The organism is Lonsdalea britannica (assembly GCF_003515985.1).
Taxonomy (GTDB): domain Bacteria; phylum Pseudomonadota; class Gammaproteobacteria; order Enterobacterales; family Enterobacteriaceae; genus Lonsdalea; species Lonsdalea britannica.
In genome coordinates this window covers 1106494-1123085 of the sequence record NZ_CP023009.1, presented here as the reverse complement: position 1 = coordinate 1123085, position 16592 = coordinate 1106494, and the positions used below count along the sequence as shown (strand labels likewise).

At 56.8% G+C, this 16592-nt stretch carries 16 protein-coding genes; 6 read left to right on the top strand and 10 right to left on the bottom strand.

What is annotated here, in order from left to right; all coding sequences use genetic code 11:
• Position 1 precedes the first annotated feature (1 nt).
• Positions 2-592: a potassium-transporting ATPase subunit KdpC gene (kdpC, locus tag CKQ53_RS05315; protein WP_094117937.1), complete on the top strand. Its 591-nt coding sequence runs from the start codon at positions 2-4 to the stop codon at positions 590-592.
• Between the two features lie 137 nt (positions 593-729).
• On the opposite strand, the gene CKQ53_RS05310 is transcribed toward kdpC, so the two are convergent.
• The 7 genes from CKQ53_RS05310 to nac all read right to left on the bottom strand — a co-directional run bounded on the left by CKQ53_RS05310 (position 730) and on the right by nac (position 6248).
• The gene (locus CKQ53_RS05310) at positions 730-1467 is read right to left on the bottom strand and encodes an amino acid ABC transporter ATP-binding protein (protein ID WP_085650655.1); all 738 of its coding nucleotides are present in this window, start codon (positions 1465-1467) and stop codon (positions 730-732) included.
• Positions 1468-1477: 10 nt separating this feature from the next.
• Positions 1478-2233: an amino acid ABC transporter permease gene (locus CKQ53_RS05305; RefSeq protein ID WP_085650803.1), complete on the bottom strand. Its 756-nt coding sequence runs from the start codon at positions 2231-2233 to the stop codon at positions 1478-1480.
• Positions 2234-2237: 4 nt separating this feature from the next.
• Complete coding sequence (locus CKQ53_RS05300; protein ID WP_085650654.1) at positions 2238-2933, bottom strand: amino acid ABC transporter permease; 696 nt, start codon at positions 2931-2933, stop codon at positions 2238-2240.
• 36 nt (positions 2934-2969) lie between these two features.
• The gene (locus CKQ53_RS05295; RefSeq protein ID WP_085650653.1) at positions 2970-3722 is read right to left on the bottom strand and encodes an SDR family oxidoreductase; all 753 of its coding nucleotides are present in this window, start codon (positions 3720-3722) and stop codon (positions 2970-2972) included.
• 119 nt (positions 3723-3841) lie between these two features.
• Entirely contained in the window at positions 3842-4630 is a 789-nt protein-coding gene (locus tag CKQ53_RS05290) for a LamB/YcsF family protein (protein ID WP_244200997.1), read from the bottom strand.
• A gap of 11 nt (positions 4631-4641) precedes the next feature.
• Positions 4642-5034 carry an acetyl-CoA carboxylase biotin carboxyl carrier protein gene (locus tag CKQ53_RS05285; RefSeq protein ID WP_139824023.1) on the bottom strand — a complete coding sequence of 131 codons (393 nt, stop codon included), beginning with the start codon at positions 5032-5034 and terminating at the stop codon, positions 4642-4644.
• 290 nt (positions 5035-5324) lie between these two features.
• On the bottom strand, positions 5325-6248 hold the full coding sequence (gene nac, locus CKQ53_RS05280) for a nitrogen assimilation transcriptional regulator NAC (protein ID WP_094117939.1): 924 nt from the start codon (positions 6246-6248) through the stop codon (positions 5325-5327).
• A gap of 383 nt (positions 6249-6631) precedes the next feature.
• Here nac and CKQ53_RS05275 point away from each other — a divergent pair, with 383 nt between their 5' ends.
• Positions 6632-7834, top strand: coding sequence for a pyridoxal phosphate-dependent aminotransferase (locus tag CKQ53_RS05275; RefSeq protein ID WP_094117940.1), 1203 nt, complete (start codon positions 6632-6634; stop codon positions 7832-7834).
• Positions 7835-8072: 238 nt separating this feature from the next.
• Here the strand turns inward: CKQ53_RS05275 and CKQ53_RS05270 are convergent, their stop codons facing one another.
• The 3 genes from CKQ53_RS05270 to CKQ53_RS05260 are packed head-to-tail and all read right to left on the bottom strand — an operon-like array spanning position 8073 to position 10615.
• A complete protein-coding gene (locus tag CKQ53_RS05270) occupies positions 8073-9062 on the bottom strand; it encodes a 5-oxoprolinase subunit C family protein (RefSeq protein WP_094117941.1) in 990 nt (329 codons plus the stop codon).
• Positions 9059-9763 (bottom strand): 5-oxoprolinase subunit PxpB, encoded by a 705-nt coding sequence (gene pxpB / locus CKQ53_RS05265; protein WP_244201037.1) that lies wholly within the window; start codon positions 9761-9763, stop codon positions 9059-9061. The genes CKQ53_RS05270 and pxpB overlap by 4 nt, the downstream gene beginning before the upstream one ends.
• 9 nt (positions 9764-9772) lie before the next feature.
• Complete coding sequence (locus tag CKQ53_RS05260; protein ID WP_085650646.1) at positions 9773-10615, bottom strand: transporter substrate-binding domain-containing protein; 843 nt, start codon at positions 10613-10615, stop codon at positions 9773-9775.
• Positions 10616-10955: 340 nt separating this feature from the next.
• Between CKQ53_RS05260 and CKQ53_RS05255 the strand changes: the two genes are divergently transcribed.
• From CKQ53_RS05255 to CKQ53_RS05240, 4 genes are all read left to right on the top strand, one after another.
• Complete coding sequence (locus CKQ53_RS05255) at positions 10956-11879, top strand: DMT family transporter (protein WP_085650645.1); 924 nt, start codon at positions 10956-10958, stop codon at positions 11877-11879.
• 473 nt (positions 11880-12352) lie between these two features.
• Complete coding sequence (locus CKQ53_RS05250) at positions 12353-13453, top strand: FUSC family protein (protein WP_162896328.1); 1101 nt, start codon at positions 12353-12355, stop codon at positions 13451-13453.
• Between the two features lie 466 nt (positions 13454-13919).
• The gene (aegA, locus tag CKQ53_RS05245; RefSeq protein ID WP_094117942.1) at positions 13920-15926 is read left to right on the top strand and encodes a formate-dependent uric acid utilization protein AegA; all 2007 of its coding nucleotides are present in this window, start codon (positions 13920-13922) and stop codon (positions 15924-15926) included.
• Positions 15923-16444 (top strand): 4Fe-4S dicluster domain-containing protein, encoded by a 522-nt coding sequence (locus CKQ53_RS05240; protein ID WP_085650642.1) that lies wholly within the window; start codon positions 15923-15925, stop codon positions 16442-16444. The genes aegA and CKQ53_RS05240 overlap by 4 nt, the downstream gene beginning before the upstream one ends.
• The last annotated feature ends 148 nt before the right edge of the window (positions 16445-16592 follow it).

Sequence of the window (16592 nt, the reverse complement as noted above, 5' to 3'; positions counted from 1 at the left end):
TATGAACCTGATACGTCCTACGATTTCCCTGTTTCTCCTGCTGGCCGTCATTACCGGAGCCGCCTATCCGCTGTTGACGACGTCGTTATCTCAGTGGGCCTTTCCGGATACGGCCGGCGGGTCGCTGATCGAACGCGATGGACAGCTTCGCGGCTCAGCGCTGATCGGCCAGCACTTCACGCGGGCGGACTATTTCCACGGCCGTCCGTCGGCGACCGCCGACACGCCGTATAACGCACTGGCCTCTTCCGGCAGCAATCTGGCGGCGAGCAATCCGGCGCTGGACGAGGCCATCCAACAGCGTGTGGCCGACCTGCACACCGCTAATCCGCAGACGCTCGGTCCCGTTCCCGTCGAGCTGGTCACCGCTTCCGGCAGCGGCCTGGACCCGCATATATCCCCACCGGCCGCGCAGTGGCAGGTGCCTCGCGTCGCGTCGGCCCGTCATCTGTCGGAAGACGACGTACGTTGGCTGATCATTGCTCACACACAGCGGCCCCAGCCTTATTTTATGGGCGAACCCACGGTCAACGTATTGGAATTGAATATCGCGTTGGACGATATGCAAAAAGATTCGCAGCAAAAACGGTAGTGAAATGGCACGAAGCCCGCGCGGCGATATGAACAGCGCAACGCGGGCAGCACAGGGAAAGCGGGGAAATGAAAGAAGAAACAGGATCACGCCGTCGCTTTAACCTGCGACGGCGCAATGCGGTGTCACGGCAAACCTTAGTGCTGACGCAAATCGCTCAGAAAGCGCTGTGCGCGTGGGTGCTGTGGAGCACGGAAGAAGTTTTCCGGCGCGGCCTTTTCCAGAATCTGTCCCTGATCCATGAACCAGACGGTGTCCGCCACTTCACGGGCGAAATTCATCTCATGCGTCACGCACATCATCGTCATGCCTTCCTGCGCCAATCCGCGCATCACGTTCAGCACTTCCCCCACCATCTCCGGGTCCAGCGCCGAGGTCGGTTCGTCGAACAGCATCACCGGCGGCTTCATCGCCAGCGCGCGGGCTATCGCCACGCGTTGCTGCTGACCGCCGGAAAGCTGCGCCGGATAGGCGTTGGCCTTGTGCGACAACCCCACGCGCTCCAGCAGTTCGCCCGCATGCTTTCGCGCTTCCGAACGTTTGACACCCAACACCTTCACCGGCGACATCATGATGTTGTCCATCACCGAGACGTGCGGGAACAGGTTGAAATTCTGGAACACAAAGCCAATGCGCGTGCGCAGTTGGTTGAGCCGGGTGCTGGTGCCGTGAATATCGATACCGTCGAACAGGATCTGCCCTTTTTCAATCGGCTCCAGACGGTTGACCGTCCGAATCAGCGTCGACTTGCCGGACCCCGACGGTCCGCAAACCACCACGACCTCACCGCTTTTGATCTCAGCATTCAAATCGGTCAACGCCTGATAATCGCCATACCATTTGCTGACCCGGTTAAACATAATCATCGGTCTCATCATGCATTCCTTATAGCGACGGTGTTTCGGTCAATAATTCGGTTTTCTCGGCTGGCGTACCTGCGGGGTTTTCATTACGCCGCTTGCGCGCCACGTGCGCTTCCAGCCGGTTAGCCAGCCAGGTCAGACTGAAGCAAATGACGTAGTAACTCAGCGCCACAATCGCGAACACCTGAAACGGCTTGGTCAACAGTTGGTTGTTGACCTGATTGGCGGCAAAGGTCAGTTCCGGCACGTTGATGACATAGCCCAGCGTGCTGTCCTTGATGATGGAAACCAACTGGCTCACCAGACTGGGCAACGTGTTGTAGAGCGCCTGCGGCAGGATCACCATGCGGAAAGTTTTGACGTAACTCATGCCCAACGCGCGGGAGGCTTCGTACTGCCCGGACGGCAGCGCCTGAATGCCGCCGCGAATAATCTCGGCGATGTAGGCGCTTTCGTAAATCACCAGCGTACACAGCATCGTCGCGAATCCGCTAATGTTATGGCCGATCAGCAAAGGGATGCAGAAGTAGGTCCAGAACACCACCATGAGCAGCGGAATGCCGCGCAGCGCGTAGACCCAGCAGGCCGCCGGCCAGCGTAACCAGCGGAAAGGGGAAATACGCGCCATGCCGAGCAGCATGCCGACCGGGAAGGCGAACAGCATCGCCAGCACGGAGATCAGTAACGTACACAGCACGCCGCCGAGGGGACCATTCGGATACTGCCCCATCAGAAACAGCATCCCGTTGTCGTGCAAAATCGTGAAGATATCGGCCACGGGATTACCTCGCATAGACGCGCTGGAAATGGCGAGCCAGCAGCGCGCCAGCCCCCATCAGCAGCAAAGAGAAGATCAAATAGCCTACGGAGGCTACCAGATAGGACTCGAAGGTGCGGAACGTCTGGTTTTCGATGTCGCGGGTGACATAAGTCAGCTCCGCAACGCCGATGACCATCGCCAGGCTGGTGTTCTTGAACAACAGCACGGTGTGGTTGATTAACGACGGCAGTGAATTGCGCAACCCCTGCGGCAGGATAACCAGCCGCATCGCGCGACCGTAACTCATGCCCAGCGCGCGCGCCGCCTCGTTTTGCCCATCCGGGATCGCCCGCAGCCCGCTGCGGATATCCTCGGAGAAATAGGCGGCCTGACACAGGCCCAGCGCAAACATGGAGAACAGAAACTCCGCGTTGAAATCGTTGATCCACATCTGCACCGACTCCGGCAGCAGCGTGGGGATCGCGAAGTACCACATCATCAGCTGAATCAGCGTCGGCACGTTACGATGGTAAGACACGTAGGCCGACACCAGAAACACCGCCGTACGCTTATGCGTCAGGCGGATCACGACTAACAGCAGCGCCAGCGCCATGGCCAGCAACCAGGACCCCAGCGCTAGCTTCAGGGTAACGATGACCCCCTCGCCGAGCATCGATCCGAATTGATCGGTGAAAACAGCGGAAAAATCGAGCGTCATCGTTTTGTCTCCCTCAGCGACTGATCGTTCTTATACTTACTCTACGGAATCGCCCGGCCGCATGGTCGACAAGCCGCCCATTACCTGCGTGGTCGGTGTAATTTCAATATTGCCGAAGTTAACGTTTACCGGCGCGGCAAGGACGAATGCCACGGTGTCCGCAATGTCCTTCGGCGTCGGTAAATCGAAACCATCAATGTAGCGACGGCGGGCATCTTCAATATCGCCCATCGCAATCCCAATGATGTCTGTGGCCACACGGCCAGGGCAAATTTCGGTCACACGAACCATCTTGCCGTAACAATCCAACCGCAGTTGGCGAGACAGGGCATGTACGCCCGCTTTGGTCGCGTGATAAATGGAGTTGCCGTTGAAGTTGTAGACGGCAGCGATAGAAGTGACGTTGATAACGTGTCCGCAGTTTCGCGCCTTCATGCCTGGCACTAATAAGCGGCTGAGGTGCAACACCGCCCGCAGATTGACGTCCACCAGCGTATCGATCACCTCTTCATCGGCATCCAGAATCGAGCCAGAACGGGAAACGCCCGCGTTGTTCACTAGCACATCGACCTGAATCTCACTACACAGGCGCGTGAGCGCGTCCGTATCGCTGACGTCGATAGCATGGGGAATACAGCCTGTTCGGGCAGACAGCTCGGCGAGTTGTTCTCCGCGGCGCGCTACCGCGTGGACCGTCAGCCCTTCCTGACACAGGCGCTCGACGATCGCTTCGCCAATACCGGCTGACGCGCCAGTCACCAATGCAGTTTTATAATCTGAAAATGGCATGTTCAATCTCCTTGTAAGATGACAGGACATCCGTGTTCGGTGCCCTATCTTTTTTCCTACTCTAACTAGCCATGACAAGCAAGCATAAGACATAAACGGTTTGAGGCGATAAGGACGACTTATAACGAGGTTTTCTCCCAGCTCTGCTGGCGAATTTGCTCTGAAACCGGCGCAATACGCAGGCCGGTTTCTTCAATCGCCGCGCGCAGCGTTTTAACCATCTCAATCGCCTCAGGCGTATCGCCGTGCACCAGAATCGAGGAGACATCGAGTGTCAGCGTGTCGCCATCAATACTCTCGATGGTGCCTTCCGTCAGCAATCGGCGCACCCGCGCTTTGACCTGTTCGGTATCGTGAATGACCGCGCCCGGTTTGGCGCGGCTGACCAGCAGCCCGTTACTTTCATAGGCGCGATCGGCCAGAAAAACGCACACCACGCGTAAGCCAAGCCGACGCGCCACGCGATCCACGGCGTTTCCCGCCATCGTGCTGATAATCATGTTTGGATCGAAGGTTTTGACCGCCCGCAGCAGGACATCCGCCAGCGCTTCATCCTCAGAAACCATATTGCCAAGGGCGCCGTGAAAACTCATATGGGTCAGCGGATAGCGCGCCGCGTTGGCGAACGCCGACAGCGCCCCGAGCTGATAAGTGACGTAGTGCGCCAGCGTATCGTGTTCGATCTGCATTCGACGGCGGCCGAATCCCATCAGGTCGGGAAAACCGACGTGCGCGCCGAGATCGACGTGATGGTGTTTGGCCAACTCGACGGTTTTCGCCATGATCGCGGCATCGCCCGCGTGGAAACCGCAGGCGACGTTGGCCGAGGTGATCAGCGGCATCAGCGCCGCGTCGTCCGCTATCTGATAGTCGCCGAAGCCTTCGCCGATATCGGCATTTAAATCCATCGATTTCATCATTAATCCTCTGTTTTTCTCAGGGTGAGGATGACGCTGTCATACTCGACCGCATCGCCTTGCCTGACCGGCATCGATGTGACCGTGCCATCGGTCGGACTCAGTATGGGCAGATAGGTCAGCCCAATCTTTAAGAGCGCCAGCAGCGCGCCTTGCCGGACGACAGAACCGAGCGAAACAAACGTTTCATCACGTCCCGGATACTGCACACAGACCCTGCCGGGCAGGCAGGCCCGCACGATCTCCGTCGGCACACTCGCTTCGGCTTCCCGCAGTCCGGAGGACATCGCCGTCGGAACATCGCCAGCCGGTTCAAACCTGAGACGAACATGGTAATCGCTGCCGCCAATCTCTATTTGGGTTAACCCCGAGCGGCGCATCTTGTGGGCCACCACACGTAGCTCCCGGAGTGCTAATGGGCTGTTTTGCATAAATATCCTGTCAACTCGTCCGACATCATTTCGCCACGCGACGGGCGCTTCCCGTGAATAGCTGGACAGACAGGCGGTCAACACAGGAAAGGGGGACGTTGGCAGGCAGGGCGCAAATACAACCGGAATCGCCGCCTGTCGCCGACGTCCGACAACCACCCGTCGCCCCGGCGTACTGGGGATGTTCGCACTCTAACGTGGCGACAGGTTGATTCGGTAAGAGGGTTTCGCTTTGCAACGATAAGGGAGACTTATTACCCCACCAGCGCCAGCGGACGGTTGTCCGTGGTGCGTTTCACCATCAGCGACAACAGGATGTCTTTCACGACTTTCGCCGGTTGCGAAAGCGGCAAATGGTCCGACATGCAAAACGTCAGGGAGACCTGAATATTCGGATCGACGATCTTCGCCATCCACCCGTTGCTGGCCTGCAGCATGGCGCGCGCGGCGGACTCCGGCATGATCGTGCAGCCTAATCCTTCGCTCACGGCGGCATTCAGCGTCGTTTGCGACTCAATTTCGCAGTTGACCTTGTAGGACACGCCCGCCTGAATAAAGGCATCATCCACGCCTTTGCGCATCGTGTTGTAGATTCGCGGCAGGAACAGGTCGTAACGCGCGACCTCAGCCAGAGAAATGCTGCTTTTCGGCGCGTCCAGCACGTGCGGGCAGACGAAATAAAGATCTTCCTTCATCAGCGGCATAAAACGCAGGCCGTGGATCTCGCGGCTACCGTAAATCACCGCCATATCCATGCGCCCGTTCATGATCAGTTCACTGAGCGTAGTGCCGAAGTTTTCGTTGAAATACAGCACGATGCCGGGATGCTGCCGATGCACTTCCTTCATTAGCGGCAGCGCCAGCTGCTGGGCGGCCGTCCCCGGCGCCAGACCGACGGATACGCTGCCCGAGAGGGTCAACCCGGCGCCGTCGATGGCGATTTGCGCCTGATCGCACTGGCGCAGGATAGCCTGAGCATGCGTGTAGAGAATTTTGCCCGCTTCGGTCGGCGTGACGCCGCGCTTGGTGCGGATTAACAGCTGCTGATTGACCTCGCCTTCCAGCGTCGCCAGCTGCTGGCTAAGAGCAGGTTGCGCGATATGAAGAACATCGGCGGCCTGCGTCAGGCTGCCCACGTCAACGATCTTGATGAAATATTTAAGTCGACGGAGATTCATAGTGGCTTCCTCACTGCGGGATCTTGAGGTTAATCAAAGCAAGATTGGGGCCAACGCGCATAACCGTGGTTCTGGGGCGATAGAGAGTGTGATTTCAGTGGGTTAGACCATATGAGCTCGCCGCGTCTGTCACGAGTCATTCCGCCTTTTGCACCATACTGAAGCAATGCGGTCACCATCCCCCACAGGCCTGACACCGGCAACCATCGCGTTCGGTTATGTCACCACAACAAAGCGCTATTGGCCTCTGCGCCGGGTTCACTTTTATGCTCTTCCCAACCTGGGTCTCTCATCGACCTGCTTTTCGCACCGTGCCGCACGCCTGATCCTTCCGTTGCAGGCCTCACCGGCATGACGCCCCTGACTGACTGGAATCTCCGCACATGCCTGAAATTGCCGATCGCCTAAAAAATGTCACCGTTTCCGCTTCTGTGGCCATGACGCAGAAAGCGCGAGATCTCGCCGCACAGGGTATCCATGTTATTGGCTTATCCACCGGGGAACCGGATTTTCCCACACCGCGACACGCCTCGGAGGCCGCCTACGCCGCCGCGCTGGCGGGCGATACCCGCTATCCACCCACCGACGGGACACCGGCGCTGCGCGCGGCTATTCAGCGTAAGTTCAAGCGCGACAACCATCTGGACTACGATATCAGTCAGATCATCACCGCGGGCGGCGCCAAGCAGATTATCTTTAACGCCTTCATGGCGACGATCAATCCGGGCGACGAAGTGTTGCTGCCGTCCCCCTCATGGATTAGCTATGCCGATATCGTGAAGTTCGCGGGCGGCGTTCCGGTGCCCGTGGCCTGTCCGCAGGAAAACAACTTCAAACCCTATCCGGAGGCGATTAAGGCGGCCATCACCCCGAAAACCAAATGGCTGTTGCTCAACTACCCCAGCAACCCCACCGGTTCGGTCGCCAGCCGGGCCGATTTGCAGGGGATCGCGGACGTCATGCTGCGATATCCCGATATCTGGATCCTGAGCGACGACATTTATGAACATCTGATCTACGACGATGTGACCTTTTACACGATGGCGGAAGTCGAACCCCGACTGAAAGATCGCGTTCTGACGGTCAACGGCGTCTCCAAAGCCTGGTCAATGACCGGCTGGCGGCTGGGCTTCTGCGGCGGACCAAACGACCTGATCAAAGCGATGAGCAACGTCAATACGCAGAACGCAGGCGGCGTGACCACGTTAACGCAGGCGGCGGCCGTCGCGGTACTGGACGGCCCGCAGGATCTACTGAAAGAGCGCGCGGAGATTTATCGCCAGCGACGCGACTATGTGCTGGAGCGCCTGAGCGCTATCCACGGCCTGCTGTGTCACAAACCTCAAGGCGCTTTTTACCTGTTTGTGAACATCGCCGCGTTGATAGGGAAAACCACCCAAGGCGGCCGCTACATCGCCAACGATGCCGACTTCGTGATGGCGCTGATGGAAGAGCACCACGTGGTGACGGTGCAGGGCGCGGCTTACGGTATGAGTCCCTATTTCCGCCTCTCCTACGCCACCAGCATGGAGATACTGCAAAAAGGCTGCGACCGTCTGGCCGCCTTCTGCGAAGGAATGCGTTAAACGTCATCTCACCGAGTCTGACAAAAGAACGGGGCCGCTTCTGCGCCCCGTTTTTTATGCCTGCAAGCGCTCCGTTCAACCGCACGACATACTGCCAGACGCCACGTAGGCAAAGAGAGAAACCTGCGGGGGAAACCGCGCAGAGAGAGGAACAGTACGTCGTTATTCAGAGGAAGGTGAGAGAGGCTCAATTGCGCTGATGCCGCCGCCAGATGGACAGGCCTGCGGCACCCGGTGATTAGCCGTTCAGCGCCACGGCTGCGACCTGATGACAGCTGCGGGTGACGGCAGACAGGTAGTCCCTCACCGCGCGATTGACGGCGATGGCCTCGGCGGCATCGCTTTCGATGAGTTGCAGCCGATCGCCCGCCTGCGCCTGTCCCAATCGCCACAGGTCGTCTTCGATAACGCCCGCGATTTTGGGATAGCCGCCTGCCGTATTGGCATCGCTCATTTGAATGATGGGTTCGCCCGCCGGAGGCACCTGCACAATGCCGGGGATCAAACCATAGGAGCGCATTTCAACCGTTCGGGACGGGACGAGCGGCTCGCCGCTCAGGCGATAGCCGGTGCGATTGCTGTGCCGGGAAATGGTCCACGATTGCGACCAGAAACGCGCGGCGTCATGAGCAAACAGGTCGAATTCGCCAGAGGGGATCGCCCGTAGTTGAATCACGCCCTCCGGGCTAACCGGAAATACGTCAGCCAAGGCCACCGCTGGGGGCACCGCGCCAATCCCGCCCTTCGGCAGCGCACACCGCATCGCGTCTCCCGTCGGCAGACGGTCGCCTTGCGTCAATGGTCGGCCTTCCAGTCCGCCGAAATTGCCGCGCAGCGCGGTACTGCGCGATCCCATCACCAACGGAACATCGATGCCGCCCGCCACGCACAGATAACCGCGAGCGCCGCTGCGGGGATACGACATCTCTAACACCTGCCCGGCCTGCACCGCGCAGGCCCACCAGGGCGGCAGCGCGTTACCGTCCAGCACGGCGCGGCAATCGGCGCCGGTCAGGGCGATGGCGCCGTCAGCGGTGAAACGGACGCGGAAAGGGAAAAGTTGTACTTCAATCCCCGCGGCATTTTCGTCATTGCCGAGCATCAGATTGCCGACGCGCAGCGCCAGCGCATCCATCGCCCCGCTGACCGAGACGCCGATATGGCGAAAGCCGGTGCGGCCAAGATCCTGAACGGTATTCAACGGACCGGTTTTGATGACCTCAATCACAGTTCAATCCTCTCAGGCAGAAAACGGACGCGGTCTCCCGGCGCCATGACCGCGGGCGTGTCCGCCCAGGGGTCGAAGAGCGGCATATCGGCGAAGCCGATCGCGTTCCAGCCATTTGGGCCGGTCAGCGCCGACACCCCCGTCTGCGCGCCGCCGATGGTCACGGTGCCTTTCAGCATATTCAGCGACGGCACTTTTTTACGCGGGGTGGCCAGCGCCGGGTCCAGACCGTGCAAATAGCCAAACCCCGGCGCGCTGCCGAGCGCGAAAACCGTGTACTCGCCCTGATAATGACGGCGAATGACGTCTTTCGCCGTCAGACCGGTGAATTCGCATACGGCATCCAGATCCGTGGCGTGCTCACCGCCGTAGCATACGGGAATGTCGATCCGTTTGCCCTGCGAGGTGACAGCCCGCGCACGGTCCCAACCTTCCCTCAGCAGATCAACGACGGCGGACGGCTCCGGCGGCGTCTGCTTGAACAGCACCAGCAGATTGGTCACGCCGGGGATCAGGGATTCGATATCGTCACGTTGCCGCAGTAACGCCGCCAGCGCCCAAATGCGCCTTTGCGCCGGCAGGTCGAAATCGCCCGGTGCATCAACCAGATAGGCCCGACCGCCAATCGTTGACACTTTTACCTGCTCGCCCTGACTGACGAGCGTCAAGGAGACGCGCTCCGGCACGTCGCGCGACAGCATGGTCATGAGTTATTCCAGCGGTTCGAATTTCAGACTTGAAAGCGGCTGCACTTTTTCTTCGCGCACCATCTTGTACTCGGTGTTCGGTCCAATCCAGGTATTCCAGATTGTGTCGATCGTGCCCGCGTCGTCCATCGTCTTCAGGCTGCGGTTCACGGCCGCCAACAGCGCCGGTTCGTCTTTTTTCATACCGACGCCAATCGGCTCGAGCGCCATCGGCTCTTTGATCATGCCCAGCTCGATACCGTCTTTTTGCGCCTGAGAAATCATTTTAATGGCGGTCATAGTGTTGGTGACGAAGCCCACCACTTTGTTTTGTTCCAGCGCCAGGAAAGCAGAGGCCGCATCCTGGAAGGTCACGGCTTTAGCGCCCGCCAGATGGATGGACTGCTCGGAGGTGGTGCCTTTGGTCGCGCTGATGCGTTTGTCTTTAAAGTCCGCCCGCGTTTTGTTTTCGTTCGGCTTCTTCACCACCAGCATCTCTTTCGCCACATAGTACGGGTCGCTGAACTGAATTTGGTTGCCGCGCGTTTTGGTGTAGGCCAGGTTGGCGACCAGCACATCGGCGCGGCCGGTGGCGATGACGGCGATGCGCGCCTCAATCGAGGTCGGCATCAGGTTGGCCTTGACCCCCATCTCCTTCGCCAGCGCATGACAGAGATCGACATCCATCCCCGCCAACTGACGCGTTTTAGGATCGGGAGACGAAAACGGCGGCACGTCGGAGTAGACCGCACAGTTCAACTGACCGCGAGCGTGGATATCCGCGAGTAAATCCGCGTGGGCGGCGGGTGACAATGCCGCCAACAGAGGCAGGGTCAATACGGCACCCGAAAGCAATTTCAATTTCATCACGAATTCCCCGCTATTTTAATTAAGATTCAGAGTTCTTCTGACGCCAACGCGGCAGAAGCGGTATGAAGTAACTTACTAAAAATAAACAGATAACAGCCATCACGCTGTGTGACTCTTCAAGCAGTTTGACTATAGAGGCGAAGAAAACCGATGTATAAGACGGAAAGCGTGTGTGGTGATATGGAATTTGTATGACGGGAGGAAAATATAAGGAAAAACTATCCAGACAGAACGAAATTATCTTAACGGACGCGAACGCAGTCACTCTATGGTTAGGGCAATTTCCCGCATCAGGAAAGCGAATGCCGATATTGCAGCCGAAGAGTGAAAATAGACAATGAATTCCAGAATGGGCGTACTCTTGAAAATAATGTCGGCGCTGTGCGCGACATTAATGCTGGCCTGCGTCAAAGGATTAAACGGCGCAATCCCGACCGGCGAAGTCATTTTTTTCCGTTCGTTCGTCGCGTTATTTCCCCTGCTGATCTGGCTCAAGTTTCAAGGCAATATTCTCGACTTAATCAAAACCCGCAACCTTTTCGGCCATTTAATCCGTGGTTTTTCCGGCACGGGCGGTATGTATTTTAACTATCTGGCGCTGGTCTATATTTCGTTGGCGGACGTGACCGCCATCAGCTACGCCGCCCCGTTATTTACCGTCATCATGGCGGCGATATTGTTAAAAGAGATCGTCCGATTTTATCGTTGGCTGGCTGTCGTGGTCGGCTTCTCGGGCATCCTTGTCATGCTGTCGGCGTATCTGGGCGCCAGCGGCTCTATCTTTTCCTCCACCTCCGGCGTCGCCACCGGCTCAGCCATCGGCGTCGTTTTCGCGCTACTGGCCGCGCTCTGCACCGCCGCCTCGTCGATACAAATTCGCTTCCTCAACGGCGTAGAGAAGCCCGGCGCCATCGTGTTCTATTTCTCGCTGATGACGATGTTTATCGGTCTGGGCACGCTGTATTTCGGCTGGCTGATGCCGACTTATCCCCAGCTCCTGCTGCTGATTGGCTGCGGTTTTTTCGGCGGGATGGCGCAAATACTGATTACCCTAAGCCTGCGCTACGCCGACGCCTCGCTGCTGGCCCCTTTCGACTACACCACGCTGGTCTGGTCCATGCTGATCGGTTATCTCTTCCTGGATAGCGTGCCGGGGGGCTCCACCATCGCCGGCGCGGCCATCATCGCCTGTGCCGGTATCTTTACCGTCTGGTGCGAACGCCGTAATAGGAAAGCGGTCATTCGGCGTTCAATCGTTTAGCGATGTCATCATTAAATATCCTTCTCTTTCCCCGCGTCAGGCTGATTGAGTCATCGTGGAGAATAGCCATAACCTGATGGATTAATAATATTTTCACCCCAGAATCATTCATCGCAACACTAATCCCTCTTTTTTTTATTTATCCCTCAGTCCATTAAAATAATTAACACTTTCCTTAACGAAAAAGATATATATTCATCGTGAATAGGGGAAGTTTCTGATGGCTTTGCGGTAAAAACATCGACTTACAATTTATTACCTCAGCTCAGAGACTTTATCTTCTTATAAGAACAAGCTTGATTTTTTGCGAGCGGCGCTGTTGTTAACTTTAGTTAAAAAAGATGCTATCCTCTGTGTCCGTTGTTGGATGACATCATTTCATACCAGTGGAAAATAGGGGTGCTCGCGATCGATAATTAACTTTCACACAGAGGTTAATGGTGATTTGGCGGGTGCTTTTAAAAGAAAAGACCATGAAAGTAGAGAATTTACAATATAAATATTATCGTATCTCCCATGCGCTGCGCTTAACGATTTCTTTTATTTTCGCTCTACTCCTGCTGGCAAAACTGGACCTGGTCAAAGACGTCTCGTGGATCCTGATCACTATGGTCGTCATCATGGGCCCGATGTCCTATAAAGGCAGCGTCTACCCCCGGGCCATCCAGCGCTCAACCGGTACCTTGATTGGCATCATCTTCGGTATTCTCTCGTTTTATGCCGGGAAGTACTCCTTTCCAGGCATGATCGTGATCATCGCCCTCGGTATATTTACCTGCGGCTACCTGACATTGAGCAAGATTCCTTATGCCGGGATACTGATTGGTATTACGCTTTCCGTAACCGTCAGCGCGTCAGGCGGAAATCTGGATATCGCGCTGTGGCGTATTTCTGACGTCTTTATCGGCTGCGTCATCGCCGTGATTTTTTCCAGTATTTTTCCGCACAAAGCGTGTATTCACTGGAATATAGAACTGTATAAACTCATATCCAATCTGCATCAGCTTTACTGCGCTAATTTATCTCGTAATCTATTCAACCGGCCCGAATTAAAAAATCTTAACAGTATTAATAAAAAAACCATCGCTAATATATTAAAACTCTCCGCGCCTGCCCAGAAAGAAACCAGAATAGATAAAAAAACTTATGCGTCACTCCAAGAAACTATTCTCGATATCATCTCTTATCTGAATCTGATAGAAAAAGCCTTCTGGGACTGCCCGGTTAGCCACAATATTATTTGCGCCTCCTCCCTATCGAAGAAAATTAATTACGCGATCGATTACCGTTTTAAAATTTTACAGGCGCTTATTCGCGACGATATTAACGATCCTGACGCCATCAAGAAATTCCATCATAAAGAGTTCGAACAGGATGTGATGGAGGAACTGAGGTCGACGCTGCTGGTCGAGCACGTCGGAAATGACATCGCGATAGAGAACAAAATTTACGGCTATTTCTATCTGGGCACCCAAATTATCGACAAACTGGATGCGTTGGCCATGCTGCTTAGCACGATGAAAACGCAACAGCGCAGGCATGTCCACCTGCGCGTCAGGAATCGCGCCGAATAACGCTCCCCGTCTCCTGATTCAGATCGCTCCCTCCTCAGGCGAGGCGTCAGCCCCAGCCGTGAAGCGACCGCGACAGCCTTAAGATACCGTTGAAAGACCTCACGCAATCGTTCTCTTTGCCGCACGCCGGGTTTTGCGTACAAGATAATGACTCTCAATACGCTAACATATTGAATAAATTTGATTATTCTTCTTTTTAATTCTCTGTTCTATATCAACATAGCCGTGGTGGGGAGCCGCTAGGATAAAAATCCAGCGCCAGACTACGAAGCCGCTATTCTTGATAGGACTTCACGCCCCAGCCCCATGCTTTTCGCTCTGGCCGGACAATTAAAAAGTGTGACGGTCGTCACCCAAAAAGTAAGCAAGCGCTTACTTTTTGTTATTTTACAGATAAAGTAAGACGCGGTATCGGCTTTTATTCATTGCCGAATCCTGCATCAACACGATCTTATCGGGAGAAGATATGAATCGGTTTATCGTCGCAAACGCCAAGGACTGCATCGGCTGTAAAGCCTGCGAGATTGCCTGTGTGATTGCCCATAACGATGGCGCTTATCCTGAAAGCGCGGAAAATTTTACCCCTCGTATCCACGTTTTTCATAAAGCCGAGCTGCACACGGCGGTCACCTGTCATCACTGTGAAGACGCCCCCTGCGCCGCCATGTGCCCAACACAGGCCCTGGTGAAAAAAGAGGACAGTATTCAGGTCATCGCCAAAAAATGCATCGGGTGTAAAACCTGCGTCATTGCCTGTCCCTTTGGCGCGATATCTGTGGAAACGACGGAAAAAACACCGGATACCGCAGCCGCTCACAAATGCGATCTCTGTATCGACCGCGCCGAAGGTCAGGCGTGCGTTGAAGCCTGCCCCACCCAGGCGTTGCGCTTAGTTAGTGAGCACACACTAGAGCAGCAGCGTCAGGAAAAACAGCGCGAGACGGCGCAGCGTTCCGCGCCCGGAAACTGGCGCGCGGCGCCGGCCTTTACGCCATCACGCCCCCCTCTGCTGGCTAAACGCAAAGACTGGCCGCGAATGGATGCCATCAAGAAATCGCTCAACGAGCGTATTTCCACGTTTAATGAAATCTACCTGGGCTTTACGCCGGAACAGACTCACGATCAGGCTGGACGCTGCATGACCTGCGGCCAGCACGCCATCTGCGAATGGACTTGCCCGCTGCATAACAACATTCCTGAACTCCTGCGTCTGGCGAAAGAAGACCGCATTATGGAAGCCGTGGAGCTGTCGCATCGCACCAGCAGCCTGCCGGAAATTTGCGGACGAGTCTGCCCGCAGGATCGTTTGTGCGAAGGCGCGTGTACGCTCGGCAAAGAGTCTTATGGCGCAGCGACCATCGGCAATATCGAACGCTATATCACCGACAGCGCCCTGAAAATGGGCTGGAAGCCCGACCTGAGTCAGGTCAAATCGACCGGTAAACGGGCGGCGATCATCGGCGCGGGTCCCGCCGGCCTCGCCTGTGCCGATGTCCTCACGCGTCACGGCGTCAAAGCGGTGGTCTTCGACCGCCATCCAGAGATCGGCGGCCTGCTGACCTTCGGCATTCCCTCATTCAAGCTGGACAAAGACGTACTGATCCAGCGCCGCGTGCTGTTTGAAGGCATGGGCATCGAATTCCATCTCAATACCGAGATCGGGCGTGATATTTCGCTGACGCAGCTGTTGGACGAATTCGATACCGTCTTCGTCGGCGTCGGCACCTACCGCTCCATGAAAGCGGGCCTGGATAACGAAGACGCGCCGGGCGTTTATGACGCGCTGCCGTTCCTGATCGCCAATACCAAACGGGTGATGGGCCTGCCGGATTTAGAAGATGAACCTTACATCTCCATGCAGAGCAAACGCGTGCTGGTGCTCGGCGGCGGCGATACCGCCATGGATTGCGTGCGCACCTCAATACGTCAGGGCGCGGAGTCGGTCACCTGCGCCTATCGTCGCGACGAAGCGAATATGCCCGGATCGAAAAAAGAAGTGAAAAATGCCCGCGAGGAAGGGGTGGAGTTCATATTCAACGTGCAGCCGCAGAAAATCTGCCTCAATGAACAAGGCGAAGTCTGCGGCGTCAGCCTGATCCGCACCGAGCTGGGCGAGCCGGATGCCAGCGGCCGCCGCCGTCCGCAGCCGGTTGCCGGTTCCGAGTTCATCCATCCGGTGGATGCCGTGATTACGGCGTTCGGCTTTCAGTCTCACGCTATGCCGTGGCTGGATGACGCACAGGTGCAACGCAATAAATGGGGGCAGATCGAAGCCCAACCGCTCGGTCGTCATGCCTGCCAGACCAGTCACCCTCGCATTTTCGCAGGCGGTGACGCCGTGCGCGGCGCCGATCTGGTGGTGACGGCCATCGCGGACGGCCGTAAGGCGGCGCACAGCATGATCAACGCGATGTGCGAAACGCAGACGACCGGAGCGACCGCTCGCGTCGATTTGAGGGAGCCGGTGCGATGAATGCGTTCGTGATTGCCGACGCCAGCCAGTGCATTGGCTGCCGCACCTGTGAAATCGCCTGCGCCGTCGCCCACACGGGCGGCGGGCTCAGCAGCCTGAACACCGCGTCGTTCGCCCCTAGGCTGAAAGTCATCAAAAGCGCCGACGTCAGCGTGCCGGTACTCTGCCATCAATGCGAGAACGCTCCCTGCGCCAGCGCTTGTCCGCAGGGCGCCCTGGTCGCGCAGAACGACAGCATTCAGGTGATCTCTTCACGCTGCATCGGCTGTAAAAGCTGCGTCATCGCCTGTCCCTTCGGCGCCATTCAGGTGGTGAGCTCGACGCAAGAGGCGGGAGACGCCCGCGCCCACAGCGAAGTGCGTAAGTGCGATTTATGCGACGGCGTGGCCGACGGCCCTTCCTGCGTCAGGGTGTGTCCGACCTCGGCCCTTCGGTTGGTCACGCCCGATGCCCTGCGCCGACAAAGAGAAGAGCGACAATGGCAGTCGGCGGGAGATAATTCCCATTCGCCCAGATAGTCGCCTTTCTGGCGGGTTCCGGCGCAACAATAGCAGATTGGACGTCACAATCTCCGTCATCCCATCACGCCGCGCCCTTATCTCACCGGCGCTTCCGCTGACGGTAACTCTCCTTGCTCCGTTGCAGCAGGGAGAGAATTTTGACGAA

Bases quoted from the DNA above. Each gene is read 5' to 3' on its own strand.
- aegA (WP_094117942.1), top strand. From the start codon at position 13,920: ATGAATCGGTTTATCGTCGCAAACGCCAAGGACTGCATCGGCTGTAAA.
- kdpC (WP_094117937.1), top strand. From the start codon at position 2: ATGAACCTGATACGTCCTACGATTTCCCTGTTTCTCCTGCTGGCCGTC.
- CKQ53_RS05240 (WP_085650642.1), top strand. From the start codon at position 15,923: ATGAATGCGTTCGTGATTGCCGACGCCAGCCAGTGCATTGGCTGCCGC.
- CKQ53_RS05250 (WP_162896328.1), top strand. From the start codon at position 12,353: ATGAAAGTAGAGAATTTACAATATAAATATTATCGTATCTCCCATGCG.
- CKQ53_RS05310 (WP_085650655.1), bottom strand. From the start codon at position 1,467: ATGAGACCGATGATTATGTTTAACCGGGTCAGCAAATGGTATGGCGAT.
- CKQ53_RS05300 (WP_085650654.1), bottom strand. From the start codon at position 2,933: ATGACGCTCGATTTTTCCGCTGTTTTCACCGATCAATTCGGATCGATG.
- CKQ53_RS05275 (WP_094117940.1), top strand. From the start codon at position 6,632: ATGCCTGAAATTGCCGATCGCCTAAAAAATGTCACCGTTTCCGCTTCT.
- nac (WP_094117939.1), bottom strand. From the start codon at position 6,248: ATGAATCTCCGTCGACTTAAATATTTCATCAAGATCGTTGACGTGGGC.
- CKQ53_RS05295 (WP_085650653.1), bottom strand. From the start codon at position 3,722: ATGCCATTTTCAGATTATAAAACTGCATTGGTGACTGGCGCGTCAGCC.
- pxpB (WP_244201037.1), bottom strand. From the start codon at position 9,763: ATGCTGTCGCGCGACGTGCCGGAGCGCGTCTCCTTGACGCTCGTCAGT.
- CKQ53_RS05255 (WP_085650645.1), top strand. From the start codon at position 10,956: ATGAATTCCAGAATGGGCGTACTCTTGAAAATAATGTCGGCGCTGTGC.
- CKQ53_RS05290 (WP_244200997.1), bottom strand. From the start codon at position 4,630: ATGGATTTAAATGCCGATATCGGCGAAGGCTTCGGCGACTATCAGATA.
- CKQ53_RS05260 (WP_085650646.1), bottom strand. From the start codon at position 10,615: ATGAAATTGAAATTGCTTTCGGGTGCCGTATTGACCCTGCCTCTGTTG.